Origin of the sequence: Sphingobium wenxiniae (assembly GCF_007830065.1) — a bacterium.
Lineage (GTDB): Bacteria > Pseudomonadota > Alphaproteobacteria > Sphingomonadales > Sphingomonadaceae > Sphingobium > Sphingobium wenxiniae.
Window position 1 is genome coordinate 16825 of record NZ_VLKK01000025.1, and the last position, 12949, is coordinate 29773.

Genomic DNA, 12949 nt, shown 5'->3' on the forward strand with positions numbered 1-12949 from the left:
GGGAACGGGCATGAGACTGACGCTATTTACCGACTATGCGATACGTGTGCTGCTCTACCTCGCCGCGCGGCCCGATCGCCTGTGCTCGATCGCGGAAGTGGCCCGGACGTACCGCATTTCGCAAAATCACCTGATGAAGGTGGTCAACGACCTTGCAAGGTCGGGATATATCGAAAGCGTGCGCGGCCGGAGGGGCGGCATCCGCCTCGGCAAGCCTCCGGAAGACATCAATATAGGCGTGCTCGTCCGTCACACCGAGGAAGGCTTCAACCTGGTCGATTGCGCGAGCTGCCTGATCGCGCCCGCCTGCGGGATCACCGGATTGCTCAAGGAAGCCATTCTTGCCTTCCTCGCCGTGCTGGACCGGTATTCGCTTGCGGATGTCATGGGCCAACGCCGGGATCTGGCCCGCCTTTTGGGACAGGAGCCAGGCAGCTTGCTTGAGCAGCAGACGCTCTGACCGGTGCTTGCGCTTTTCGAGATGGGTTCCCGCTGCGGTCCTTTTCCTCGATGGGATTCAATCCGCCAGCGCCTGAAATTCCCTGACCAGCCAGGCGCGGATGGCCGGATCGGGTTCAGGCACCAGCGTATTGAGCGGATAGAGACGGCAATAGACGGTTAGCCCGGCCGATACGATCATGAACCGTGTCGCGCGCACGCTTCCTTCCTGCGGCCCGAACCAACGGGCAAGGGGTTCGTGGACTTGCTGGCGCAGCAGGCGTTCCGTGATCGCGCGCGCGCCGGAATCGCCACTGGCCATCATGATCATGGGCAGGGGGATGTAGCGGGGGCCGACGCCCTTGAGCAGCAGTTCCAATATGACTTCGCCGAATCGGTCCCGTGGGATGTCGATGATCCGCGTCGCATCGAGCATGTCGGAAAGCGCTTCTTCGAACAGTTTTTCCTTGCAGCCGAAATAGCGGTTGACCAGCGCCATGCTGACCCCTGCCCGCGCGGTGATGTCCCGCACGCCGGTATCGCGATAGCCGCGCACGGAGAAAGCGTCTTGCGCGGCTTCCAGGATCGCCTGTCGCGTCCGTTGGGCATCCTTGATCGGGCGAGGTTCGATATCGGCCATTGACACTCAAAATAAACAACTGTTTACATCGGGGCAAGAGAGGAGCCTGACCACTGCCCGACCATCCGAGTCGGGCATAATGCCATGGCACGGCGAAGTACAACTCCGTCGCGCCGCATGGGCAACCCTCTCTCCGCGCGGCATTTTGCCGCTGTTTCAAGCATGTCCGGAGATGTGACCAATGGCAACCATCGACGCTGAAGCCCCGCCGTCCCCGCGCACGAAAATCCACCTCCACATAGGTGGCGAGCCGCGCGAAACCGGCACAGGCGGCACGCACGACCATCTCAATCCCTATTCGCAGCAGGTTCAGGCGCAGGTGCCGCTGGCGGGCGCCGCCGAGGTCGACGAAGCGGTTGAAAAGGCGCTCGCCGTGCAGGAAAGCTGGCGCCGCACGTCGCCCGAGGCACGCCGCGACATCCTTAACCGCCTTGCCGATCTCATCGAAGCGCATCGGGAGGACTTCGTCCTGGCCGCGCAGCTCGACAATGGACATACCAGGGTCGCCGGCAACATCACGGTCGATTTTGCCCTGCAATGGACGCGCTATTATGCGGGCTGGTGCGATAAGCTGGGCGGCGATCTCATCGGCACGATGGATACGCGCGGCGAGTTTTCCTACACCATGCCGCAACCGATCGGCATCGTCGGCATCATCATCACCTGGAACGGCCCGCTGATTTCCTTGGCCATGAAGGTGGTCCCGGCGCTGGCCGCCGGGAATTGCGTGATCTGCAAGCCCGCAGAACTCAACGCGCATGTGCCCGAACTGTTCGCCCGGCTCTGCAAGGAGGCAGGCATTCCCGATGGCGTTCTGTCGAGCTTCCATGGCACCGGGGAAGCGGGCGAGGCGATGATCCGCCACAGGAAGATCCGCAAGATCAGCTTCACCGGCGGGCCGATCACCGCGCGTAAGATCCTGCATTCCTGCGCCGAGCAGATCAAGCCGACCGTCATGGAACTGGGCGGCAAATCGGCCAATATTGTGTTTCCCGACTGTGATCTCGATGCCGCGGCCGCGCTGTCGGTGTTTGGCGTCTTCTTCTTCGGCGCCGGTCAAGGCTGCGCGTTGCCGACCCGTGCGCTGGTGCATGTCGACATTTACGAAGCCTTCCTGGAGAAGGTGAAGGTTCTGATGGGAACGCTCAAGGTCGGCGATCCGGCGGACCCGAGCACTATCGTCGGTCCGGTAATGAACACGGCGGCCGCTGAACGCATCGAGGGAATGTTCGAGCGCGCCCGGAAGGACGGCGCCGCCAACTTCCTGTTCGGCGGACACCGCTGCGGCGGAGAGCTGGCGGGCCTCAACTTCATCGAGCCGACCTTGATCGTCGATGCCGATCCCGATCATGAGATCAGCCAGGTCGAAATATTCGGTCCCGCGCTCATCGTGACGAAGTTCTATGACGAGGACGAAGCGGTCGCGATCGCCAACAACAGCGAATATGGCCTTGCCGCCTATATCCAGTCGAGCAACGTCGAACGCGTGCTGAGCATGTCCGAGCGCCTCTTCGCGGGCGGCGTCTATGTGAATGGCGGATCGCAGATCAACGCGCACACCCCCTTCGGCGGTGTCGGCATTTCCGGTTTCGGCAAGGAAGGCGGCCGTACGGGCATCGACGAATTCCTGCACTACAAGACCGTGACCATCAAAAGCTCTGCCCGGTAAGGGCGCGGGAGAGGGAGAAGAGACCATGCCTGATTTCACCAACCAGAGCTTCGACCTGACCGGCAAGGTGGCGATCGTCACTGGCGCCGGCGGGCGCGGCAATTCCATCGGCCGCGCCTATGCCGTGGCTCTCGCCAATGCCAATGCCAGCGTCGTGGTCGCTGACATCAACGGAGAAGGCGCACAGAAAGTCGCTGACGAGATCACGGCCGCCGGCGGCAAGGCGCTGGCGGTGCGGGTCGACATCACCGATACGGCATCGGCCAGGGCGATGGCTTCGGCGGCGGCGGATGCCTTCGGCGGCATCGACATCCTCGTTAATAATGCGGCGCTCATGGTCGAGATGGGCGAAAGCGGGATGATGAATACCGACAAGGCGCAATTCGACATGTTCATTGCAGTCAATGTCTGGGGCGCGATGAACTGCGCCCAGGCGGTTGTGCCGAGCATGGCGGCGCGTGGCGGCGGCGCGATCGTCAATCAAGTCTCGGCGGGCGCCTTCCCGGCCCAGAGCCTGTATGGGGTGACGAAGATCGCGCTGGCTGGCGTTACCACGTCGCTGGCGACCGAGCTTGGCGGTCAGAACATTCGGGTCAACGCCATCGGCCCCGGCATGACCATGACGGATGCGGGCCTTTCCATGACGCCGGACGATACGCCCTGGGTACAGGGGATCATCGCCCGCTGTCCCATACAGGGCCGCGATACCCCGGACGCGCTCTGCGGCGCGCTCCTTCTGCTCGTGTCCGACGCCGGCCGCTGGATGACAGGACAGACTATCAATGTCGATGGCGGCTGGGTGATGCGATACTGAAGGATGGGCCTGCCGGTGGCGTAATGACTTCGGCCGAACGGCCGGGCATGTCGATATCAGGCCTCCGAGAACGGTTGTCACCTCATTCCTCTCGCGTCCGACGAAGCCATGGCTGACGGCACCCGGCTCAGGCGGCGAGGGCTTCACGCGTGTGAACAGCAGGCTCGACCCCGAAGAGCCGCGCGGCGTTCAGGCCCAGGACATTGCGGCGAACCTCCTCGCCGACCGTAAAACCGTCGAACAGATCGTCCACGATCCTGCGGCTGATCGGGAACGTGCCCTCCGCATGGGGATAGTCCGATGCCCACATCACGTTCTTGGCGCCAGGCAGACCGGCAGCCGCTGCGAGGATGCAGGCGCGGTCGTGCTGGAAGCTCGCCCAGACCTGATCGTCGATAATCTGGCTGGGCTTGCGCGATAGCTTCGGGCGCACCATTTTGCCATGGGCTTCCTCAACCTCGTCAAGCCGCTCGGCCAGCGCCACGAGCCAGCTTGCGCCGCTCTCGATAAAGGCGACCTTCGCACCGGGATTGCGGTCGAGAACCCCGCCCGAGACAAGGTACATGACCGAATTTTGCGCTTCCATCGACTGGAGCGTATAGTTGATGATGGCCGCGCCGGGGCCGCGTTCCACCACGACGCTTTCCTGTCCCGTGCCGGTATGCATGACGAACACCATGCCCTTTTCCGCGCCCTTGGCGAAGATCGGATCCCATCGCTCGTCATTATATTTGGGCAGGCTGGGGGGCGTCACCGCAGGGAGCATTGCCGCGCGATAACCCTTGCTGGCGAGATAATCGATTTCGGCCAGCGTGCTTGAAAAGTCGAGCACGGGCAACATGCCGCAGCGCACGAAACGCTTGGGGTGCGCGGACAGGAACTGGCTGTTCCAGTCGTTGTACAGGCGCGCGGAAGCTGCTTCCGCTTCCGGACTGTCGAGACAATAGAGCCAAAGGCCAAGAGTGGGGAAGCAGACCTCCGCGTCGATCCCTTCAAGCTCCATGTCGGCGAGGCGGCCTTCAAGATCGTGCAGGCCCTGACGATCGACGTCGCCCATCGGATTCTCGCGCTGCGGGCCCAGGCGCAACTTGTAGATAACCTTCTCTTCGGTGCCCGTGATGAGGAACCCGTCTTCCTTCTTGGTGACGATGGCATGGCGCTTGAGATTTGAGGGCAGGCCATCGGCGAACAGGCCCTTCGGTTCTAGCACATGGCTGTCGGCGCTGAAGATATAGGGTTTCAAATCGACTCTCCTCAGACTCAGTTTTGTTGTCTATTGAATATATGTTATAGGCAGTTTATACAATATTGATGCCGATATGATCATAAATATCGGTATAAGATATAGCTGATAGGGAGCGGGATGGCGGCACAGGCAAGAGGCGGAACGCTCGTGGCGCGTGTCGTGCGGGAGCTTTCTGCGCTTAGTCTTCAACGTGAGGAGGGCGCCTATCTGGGCGCCGAGGATGACCTGATCGCCAAATTGGGCGTCAGTCGTCCGACTTTGAAGCAGGCCGCGAAAATTGCCGAAAGCGAACGCATGATCAGCGTGCGCCGCGGCATTCGCGGCGGTTTCTATGCAGCGCGGCCGAACGTCAACGACTCCATCCGCGCGATCAACCGTTACTTGCGTCTGCGCGGCGTGACTCTTCGCGAACTCGCCGTAACCGGAGCTATATCGGAAGAGGCTGCGGGCTTCGCTGCCCAATGCGATGACGCGGGCCTGCGCACGCAATTGAAGGCGATGCTCGTTGAAGCGAGGGAGTGCATCGCGCCGCGTGCGCTCATCGATTTCGACACCCGATTTGTCGGCCATTTGGCCGTGATGAGCGGCAACCCGGTGATCGAGGTGATCGTTGCGATGTCCTATTCCTTCGGCAGGGACGAGCAGGGCATCTACCTCTACGCCAATGAGGAACAGCAGGCCGTGGCGCGGGAGCATTTCGATGCCATCGGGCAGGCCGTGCTCAAGCGCGACAGCGAGCTTGCCCGGTTCATGATGCGTCGTCGGCTCGCCGTCATCGGCGAATGGATCGGTGGGGCGGATGCGTCGCAGTTCGGTCCCATCAATCAATTGGAAACTTAAGATGAGAAGGAAAGGCGATGGCCTGGGCAAATCAGGATAAAACCGCAATCGTGGGCATAGGCGCCACGGACTATTATGTGCGTGGCCAGAGCTACCCGCGTACCGTCTACGACATGGCTTGCGAGGCCATATTGAAGGCGTGCGAGGATGCGGGGATTTCCATCAAGCAGATAGACGGCTTTGCTTATTATTCGGGCGCTGGTGCCGGATATACGGGCAAGCTGGATAGCGGCACCTTCATGGAAATGCTGGGTATGCCGCATATTTCCTATTCGGCGACGCTCACGTCGGGGGGCGGAGGGTCCGTCGGTTCCATCGGCCTCGCCACGGCCGGCCTGATGAACGAGGACTGCACCTATTGCGTCTCGCTGATGACCTTGCAGCAGCTCCCCGGTGCTCGGCTCGGCACGGTGTTCGGCAAGATGAGCACCGACCCGGAAAACAGCTTCCTGCAACCGAGCGGCCTTGTCGGTCCGGGCCATCTGATGAGCGTTCTCGCCCGGCGCCACATGCACCTTTACGGCACGACGCAGGATGCTTTTGGAGAGGTTGCCATGGCGACCCGCGCCAACACCTGGAACCGTCCCAAGGCGGTTCGCAAGAAGGCGCTGACCAAGGAGGAATATGACGCGTCGCCGATGCTGGCCGATCCGCTGCGCCGGCTCGACTTCTGCCTTGAAACGGACGGCGCGGTCGCGGTGATCACGACGACCAGCGACCGGGCGAAGGATTGCCGTCAGAAGCCCGCCTATGTCCACGCGGCCGCCCATGGCGGTCGGCGCGAATGGGGCCGCGCCTTCACCTGGTACGGGATGCCAGACCCCTATTTCGCGAGTTCCGGTCACGAATTCACCGCGAACCGCGTGTGGGATCAGTCGGGCCTGACTGCCAAGGACATCGACGTCGCGCTGCTCTATGACCATTTCACGCCGATGGTCCTGATGCAGCTTGAGGATTACGGTTTTTGCGAGCGGGGCGAGGGCAATGACTATGTGCTCTCCGGCAAGCTGCGCTACGACGCCGCCACCGGCAAGGGCGTGAACGGCGGAACCCCGGTCAACACCCACGGCGGCAATCTCAACGAAGCCTATATCATCGGCATGACGCACGTGGTCGAAGCCGTCGAGCAGGTGCGCGGCAACGCGATCAGCCAGGTCAAGGACTGCGAGTTCGCCCTTGCTACCGGCGGTCCTGCCTCGCTGCCCGTATCCAGCCTGATCCTGAGGAGCGCCTGATGAGTGAAGCGATCAAATACGGCCCGGCCAAGCTGCTGCCGGGCGACCAACTCCACATCACCGCCAGTGCCGATACCGAACCCTTCTGGGAAGCGGCCAGGGAACAACGCCTGACCGCATGTCAGTGCGCCGACTGCGGACATTTCCGGATGCCGCCGACGCCCGTCTGCCCGGAATGTTCGAGCTTCAGGAAGGCATGGCCCACGCTTCCCGGCACCGGAACGGTGTTCAGTTTTGCGATCTGCAACCGAAATCCGGTCACTGGCGAGCCCTATGTCTATGTTCCGGTGGTCGTCGACCTCGACGGCGCGCCGGGTGCCCGCCTCATCTCCAACGTGACCGGCTGCGATGCCGATGACGTGGAGATCGGGATGAAGGTTTCGGTTGAATGGACGCCGATCAATGAAGGTTGGATCCTGCCCAACTTCCGCAAGGTATAAGGGGCATTCCATGCTCAGTGATCTGCGGATCGTCGAAATCGGTGAAGGGATGGCCGTGCAGGTGTGCGGCCTTCTGCTGGGTGAATTGGGAACGGATGTCCTCAAGATAGAGCGGCCGGGCGGCGATCCCGCGCGCGGTTCTGCACGCTTCGCCAACTGGAATCGGGGCAAGCGCAGCCTGGAACTGCAACTCGACAACCGGGCGGGGCTGGAAGCGCTCCTGGAACGGCTCGCCGGGGCAGACGTTCTGCTGCACCAGTTCACCCCCATGCGGGCGCGGGCGCTTGGACTTGACGATGAGACGCTCGCCAAGGGGTTTCCGCGCCTTGTCATATGCGGGATAACGGGGTCGCCGCGCAATCATCCCGATGCCGAGCGGTCGGACGATGAAATGCTCGTGTCGGCGCGGCTCGGCGCCATGTATGAGAATGACGGATATCGTGGCGGCCCTGTCGTCTGGCGCTATCCTGCCGGTCACTGGTCGGCGGCGCATCTTGCCGCCGGGGGAATATTGACCCGGCTTGTCATGCGCCTGCAAACGGGCAGGGGCGGGGCCGCGCATACCTCGATCCTGCAAGGCCTGCTGTCGGCGCTTCCCATGGTATGGGTGCGCAATTCCAAAGGGCCGATGCCCAACCCGAAAATCTATGACGGAAGCCCGCGCGCTCCTCGGTTCCAGCTCCATCTCTGCAAGGACGGCTGGCTTCAGATACTCGACCCGACGCAGCGCTTCGATTACTGCATGTTGCCGGGCATATGGAATGCCCTGTCAGACGGAATCGACATCGGCACGCCCGAAGGACTCGAGCAGGCTTTCGCGCGGGAAACGGTCGACACCTGGCTGGCACAGCTCCGCGAACATGATGTCGCCTGCGAACCCGCCGCGCCGCTTGGCGAAGTTCTGAGGCATGACGATGCCAGGGCAAACGGCTATGTGATTGAGGTGGACGATCCTCATTTCGGTCGGGCCTGGCAACCCAACACGCCCTATCATGCGGATGTCCCATTGCCGCAGGGAAGGCCGGCGCCGCGGCTAGGGGAGGGCGGCGAGCGCGACTGGACGCCGCGGTCCGAATCGATCGGACAGGCCCCCGGCGCCGAACCGGGCCATCCGCTCGATGGCGCATGCGTGGTCGACTTCGGGATGTTCCTCGCCGGCCCGCTGGGTCCGTCTCTGATGGGTGATCTGGGTGCTGACGTCATCAAGGTTGAGCCGCTGTCGGGCGACCGCCTGCGCCATATGCATCATTTCTTCCAGGCCGCGGGCCGGTCCAAGCGGTCGCTTGCGGTGGATTTGACGAAGCCGGAGGCGCAGCCGATTCTCGAAAGGCTTATCGCCTGGGCTGAGGTCGTCCACCACAATATGCGCTTCAAGGGTGCAGACAAGCTTGGCCTTGGTGAGGAAAATCTGCGGCGGCTCAATCCCGATGTCGGCTTCGCTTATGTCAGCGCTTACGGGCAACGAGGCAATCGCGCCAACTGGCCCGGTTATGACACTATTTTTTCCGCGCTTGCGGGACTGGAGTTCGAAAGCGCGGGCAAAGGCAATCGCCCGATAACGCTGCGTCCGGGCCCTATGGACATGCTGACCGCCCACAGTTGTTTTGTGGCCGCGATGGCGCTCCTCTATATGAAGCGGGCGGGCCTGGCCGGCCGGGTGCTGCACAGTTCCATGCTTGGGATCATCACGTTGATCCAGGGGGAATTGCTGCTTAAAGCGGATGGAACGCTGACGGAAACCCATCATCTGACAAGCGATCAGACCGGCTTTTCGCCATATCATCGCATATTCGAAACAAAAGGCGGCGAATGGGTCGCGGTTGCCGCCCACAGAGAAGCCGAACGCGAAGCCATGCGGACGATACTGGGCACGGATGATGCCGGATTCGTCAAAGCGGCGGAAGCATGGCCGGCCGCCGATCTGCTGGCCGCGTTTGAGGCTGCGGGCGTGCCGTGCGATGCGGTATTCTGTGATAATGCCATGAACCGTTTCTTCGACGATCCGCTGTCACGGAGATCAGGTCTCGTCAGCGCCGTGGAGCAGCCGACTTACGGGATTGTCGAGCAGCCCGGCATCTTCTGGGATATGGGCGACATTCCGATCGAAATAAGCCGTGCTTGTCCTGATATTGGCCAGCATAGCGACGAAATCATGCTGGAACTGGGATTCAGCGCGACGGAAATCGCAGAATTCAGGACGAAGAAAATCATAGGTTGAGCAATTTTGCGGCGCGCACGTTCCAGTTACGGTTTCGCGGTTCAGGCGAACTGATCGTTCGGGTGAGATCGACGTGCTATGCGCTCTCGCTTCGGCAACTGACCGAGGGGCGGGTCGGTTAGCAAGTGACGGGTCTGCCGCCTATTCTGCCCCCGCGCGGAAGACCTTTTTGTTTGTGTTTTACGGCCTTCGTGCCGCAATTTGAGAGCAGATTGTTGAACCTGCATAAATGAAATGGAGAGTGTGATGGCGAGTCTGGCCGTTCCCGAAAATCTGCTGTCGGATGCCGGCATTCCCAACGTGACGGCATGGATCGAGGCGAATGTCGGCGGCAAGGTGCTGTCGATGGAACGCCAGTCGCGCTGGCGGCCCATCTATTTCGCGGATGTGGAGAAGGACGGCAGGACGCTCCGGCTCTGCGTGCGGGGTGATCGTACCGACGTGCCCTGCGTCTTTCCGCTGGAGCATGAGATGCTCGTCCAGAAGCTGATGCACGAGCATGGGATCAACGTCCCCCGCGTCTATGGCTGGATCGACGATCCGCGTTGCTATGTCATGGATTGGGTGGACGGCATTCCCGGCTTTGACGGCGCGACCGAGGACCAGCGCCGGGCCGTGATGACCGAGTATATGAAGCTGCTGGCCGACCTGCACAGGGTTCCGGTGCAGCCGTTCAAGGATGCGGGCGTGGTCCATGCCGCGGATTCGTCGCAATCCCATGTCGTGGGCGCCGAACGGTTCGAGCAGGTCATCTATCGCGGCACCAAGAAGCGGCCCGACCCGTTCCTCGAATGGGTGCTGGCCTGGTGGCGTCGCAATCCCTTGAAGGCCCATGATCGTGAGGCTGTCGTGACCTGGGATTCGGGCCAGTTCCACCAGAAGGACGGCAGGCTGGTCGCGATGATCGATGTCGAGCTGGGCCATGTCGGCGATCCGATGATGGACCTTGCCGCCTTCCGTATGCGCGATACCGTGCTGCATTATGGCGACATCAGCGAACTCTACGCCATTTACGAGGAATTTGCGGGCACGCCGATCGACCTTGACGCGATCAAGTGGCACCATCTGTTCTTCACTTTGTCGAATGCGCTGTCCTTCCACACGGCGCTGGCCGATCCGACCCCGGAGTCGGATTATATGACCAACCTGCAATGGGTGAACGAGACCAATCGTTTCGCGCTGGAGGCCATCGCGGAATATCTCGACGTCGACCTTCCGCAAGTGGAGATGCCCGAGCCTGTGGCGACGCAGGTTGCCGCCCCCTTCGAGCATATGGTGGGCAGCCTGACTCGCATCGATGCGGGCAACAGCTTCGCCCAGCATCAGATCCGCATCCTTTTCCGCCTCGCGCGTCACCTCCAGCGCTGGGACCAGGTCGGCCGCGCCATGGAGGAGGCGACCTTCGACGATGTCGAGGCGTTGCTCGGCAGGCGCCCCGCAAGCTGGCAGGAAAGCGAGCAGATGCTGGAGGATTTCGTGCTGCGGGATGAGGGCAGGCACGACCGCGAACTGATCGATCTGTTCAACCGCAAGCTGCAACGGGCGCAGTCGCTCAATGGGCCGGTCGGCTCGGCCATGGCGCGCCACCACCCCATCCAGCGCTTCGACGGCCGGGCATGGGGTGAGCATAGATAGAATTGGGCCTGACGATGAATGCGATGGACGCGGGAAATACCGCGGAAAAGGAACTGCGGATGCGTCAGGCATTGCGGAGCGGGTGGAATCCAATCTGAACGGCAAAGTGCGGCCGGTCGTGCCGATGTTTAATCGAAAGGAGGCTGTTCGGACCTCCGGCAGCGCTGCCGGAACGCGCATAGTCATAGTTTGATTGCTTTTGTTAAACTTTTCGCGCTACGGTGCGAGGGCCTGCGGAGACGTGGGTGGAGGCTTAGAAAACTTCCTGATGATCGAGCCGGTCGAGCTTATCGACCGGGTGGCGGATGCTATGTCCAAGGCCACCCGGCCCAAAGTCTCTAGCTGCTGCCCCCACGGTAGAGGGTATCCAGACTTTATATTGCTACGTCATGATCTTCTTCTCCGTCGATCATTGCAAGTCCACATCATCCATCCCGGAGTGCAACAGTCTCTTCGCGGTCGGGCGTTTGTCGTGGCCGTTGGGCCGATCGCCTGCCGCAGTATGGGCATTCACTAGCAAAGGGTGGAGCTTCAACAAGCGTCACGAGGTTGTCACCACCTCACCTTTAGACCCGAAGTCTCCGATCCCTCCGCCTCCCGGGAGGACTGTTTCGCCGCCATTGTGCGAGCGAACCTGGTGTGAACCTGCGCGCTCAGGCCGGCAGCCGGCTCTGCATCAGCGCCCGGTGCGCCGGCACGTCGGCCGCCTTGGCCATGAAGTGGGTGCCGTCACGCCACAGACTGAACATGATGATCGCCAGCTTCCGTGCCAGCGCGACCTTCGCCTTGTTGAAGCCGATCCGCTTGCTGAGCTTGAGGCCCCAGTCCTTGAGCGTGCTGAACGACCGGGTGTTCGACAGCATGACGGTCGCGGCGCCGACCAGATGCGTGCGGGTGAGCTGGTTGCCCATCTTGCTGATGCCGCCATGCGTCAGGCTCTCGCCCGACTGGTAGACGCGCGGGGTCAGGCCCAGATAGGCGGCCACATCGTCGACATGCCGGAAGCGCGTCGGGTCCTCGATCGCGCTGTAGAACGATACGGCGGTGATCGTGCCGACGCCGGGGATCTCCATGAACCGCCTGCAGACCGGGTTCGACGCGGCCAGCAGTTCCAGCTCGCGCTCGATGCGGTTGGCCTCGACGTAGAAGCCTTCGCACAGATCGAGCAGCGGCAGGACCCGTGGTCGCAGATCGACGCCTTCAGTGTCGGCGATGAGGCACATCTGGTCGATGGCGCGGCTGCGATAGCTCGCCGCGGTTTCGGTCCCACCCTCGATCCGTCCGCCGTAGACCCGCACCAGGCCGCGGATCATCGCCTCGGTCTCGCGTCGCTGTTTTACGAGGCGGTCGCGCATGGTGAGATAGGCCCTGATCTCGAAGCACAGGTTCGATTTGACATAGACCTCGGTCAGATATTCCCGGCCCGTCCGCGTGATCTCGGCGATGCCGCGTGCGTCGTTCGTGTCGGTCTTGTTCCGCTTGACCGACAACACGCGATGCACCTGGCGCGCATCGAGCACTACAACCTGGAAGCCCTGCGCACGCAGCTTGGTCGTCAGATGCGGCGTCAGCCCGCCGCTCTCAATGCCGATCAGCGTCACATGCGATTTGAAGTTCTTGCGCAGATAACGTCCGATCTCGGTGGCGCTGCTCTTCATCGAGACCTGGTGAACAATCGCGCCGTCACAATCGAGAACGCAGACCGCCGTATTCTTGTAGCCGACATCCAGGCCAACCCAAAAGCGCGCCGCCGAAGGATCGGCCTCCGCTCGAT

Annotated in this window: 11 protein-coding genes; 8 read left to right on the forward strand and 3 right to left on the reverse strand. The window is 62.0% G+C overall.

Translation table 11 applies throughout. The features are described 5' to 3' along the window. Window positions 1–10 precede the first annotated feature (10 nt). Complete coding sequence (locus IQ35_RS18545; RefSeq protein WP_051187246.1) at window positions 11–460, forward strand: Rrf2 family transcriptional regulator; 450 nt, start codon at window positions 11–13, stop codon at window positions 458–460. Window positions 461–517: 57 nt separating this feature from the next. On the opposite strand, the gene IQ35_RS18550 is transcribed toward IQ35_RS18545, so the two are convergent. Continuing rightward, the gene (locus tag IQ35_RS18550; protein ID WP_145075632.1) at window positions 518–1078 is read right to left on the reverse strand and encodes a TetR/AcrR family transcriptional regulator; all 561 of its coding nucleotides are present in this window, start codon (window positions 1076–1078) and stop codon (window positions 518–520) included. 181 nt (window positions 1079–1259) lie between these two features. Between IQ35_RS18550 and IQ35_RS18555 the strand changes: the two genes are divergently transcribed. Both IQ35_RS18555 and IQ35_RS18560 read left to right on the forward strand, forming a co-directional pair. Then, window positions 1260–2747 carry an aldehyde dehydrogenase family protein gene (locus tag IQ35_RS18555; protein ID WP_145075635.1) on the forward strand — a complete coding sequence of 496 codons (1488 nt, stop codon included), beginning with the start codon at window positions 1260–1262 and terminating at the stop codon, window positions 2745–2747. Between the two features lie 25 nt (window positions 2748–2772). Then, the gene (locus tag IQ35_RS18560; protein ID WP_021246807.1) at window positions 2773–3561 is read left to right on the forward strand and encodes an SDR family oxidoreductase; all 789 of its coding nucleotides are present in this window, start codon (window positions 2773–2775) and stop codon (window positions 3559–3561) included. Between the two features lie 127 nt (window positions 3562–3688). Here the strand turns inward: IQ35_RS18560 and IQ35_RS18565 are convergent, their stop codons facing one another. After that, the gene (locus IQ35_RS18565; RefSeq protein ID WP_145075638.1) at window positions 3689–4804 is read right to left on the reverse strand and encodes an amidohydrolase family protein; all 1116 of its coding nucleotides are present in this window, start codon (window positions 4802–4804) and stop codon (window positions 3689–3691) included. A gap of 261 nt (window positions 4805–5065) precedes the next feature. Here IQ35_RS18565 and IQ35_RS18570 point away from each other — a divergent pair, with 261 nt between their 5' ends. The 5 genes from IQ35_RS18570 (at window position 5066) to IQ35_RS18590 (ending at window position 11175) form a co-directional block, all read left to right on the forward strand. Beyond that, on the forward strand, window positions 5066–5647 hold the full coding sequence (locus IQ35_RS18570) for a FadR/GntR family transcriptional regulator (RefSeq protein WP_242003400.1): 582 nt from the start codon (window positions 5066–5068) through the stop codon (window positions 5645–5647). Window positions 5648–5664: 17 nt separating this feature from the next. Further along, a complete protein-coding gene (locus tag IQ35_RS18575; RefSeq protein ID WP_021246804.1) occupies window positions 5665–6882 on the forward strand; it encodes a thiolase C-terminal domain-containing protein in 1218 nt (405 codons plus the stop codon). Further along, on the forward strand, window positions 6882–7322 hold the full coding sequence (locus IQ35_RS18580; RefSeq protein WP_021246803.1) for a Zn-ribbon domain-containing OB-fold protein: 441 nt from the start codon (window positions 6882–6884) through the stop codon (window positions 7320–7322). The genes IQ35_RS18575 and IQ35_RS18580 overlap by 1 nt, the downstream gene beginning before the upstream one ends. Before the next feature lie 10 nt (window positions 7323–7332). Next, window positions 7333–9540 (forward strand): CoA transferase, encoded by a 2208-nt coding sequence (locus IQ35_RS18585; protein ID WP_158636706.1) that lies wholly within the window; start codon window positions 7333–7335, stop codon window positions 9538–9540. Window positions 9541–9786: 246 nt separating this feature from the next. Then, window positions 9787–11175, forward strand: a complete 1389-nt coding sequence (locus tag IQ35_RS18590; protein WP_081659828.1) for a phosphotransferase — start codon at window positions 9787–9789, stop codon at window positions 11173–11175. A gap of 653 nt (window positions 11176–11828) precedes the next feature. Here IQ35_RS18590 and IQ35_RS18595 read toward each other — a convergent pair. After that, on the reverse strand, window positions 11829–12949 hold a 1121-nt coding region (locus tag IQ35_RS18595), incomplete at its 5' end, for an IS110 family RNA-guided transposase (protein WP_145075648.1).

Excerpts from the sequence above, each read along its gene's own strand:
- IQ35_RS18590 (WP_081659828.1), top strand. The coding sequence starts at position 9,787 with ATGGCGAGTCTGGCCGTTCCCGAAAATCTGCTGTCGGATGCCGGCATT.
- IQ35_RS18550 (WP_145075632.1), bottom strand. The coding sequence starts at position 1,078 with ATGGCCGATATCGAACCTCGCCCGATCAAGGATGCCCAACGGACGCGA.
- IQ35_RS18585 (WP_158636706.1), top strand. The coding sequence starts at position 7,333 with ATGCTCAGTGATCTGCGGATCGTCGAAATCGGTGAAGGGATGGCCGTG.
- IQ35_RS18555 (WP_145075635.1), top strand. The coding sequence starts at position 1,260 with ATGGCAACCATCGACGCTGAAGCCCCGCCGTCCCCGCGCACGAAAATC.
- IQ35_RS18545 (WP_051187246.1), top strand. The coding sequence starts at position 11 with ATGAGACTGACGCTATTTACCGACTATGCGATACGTGTGCTGCTCTAC.
- IQ35_RS18580 (WP_021246803.1), top strand. The coding sequence starts at position 6,882 with ATGAGTGAAGCGATCAAATACGGCCCGGCCAAGCTGCTGCCGGGCGAC.
- IQ35_RS18560 (WP_021246807.1), top strand. The coding sequence starts at position 2,773 with ATGCCTGATTTCACCAACCAGAGCTTCGACCTGACCGGCAAGGTGGCG.
- IQ35_RS18575 (WP_021246804.1), top strand. The coding sequence starts at position 5,665 with ATGGCCTGGGCAAATCAGGATAAAACCGCAATCGTGGGCATAGGCGCC.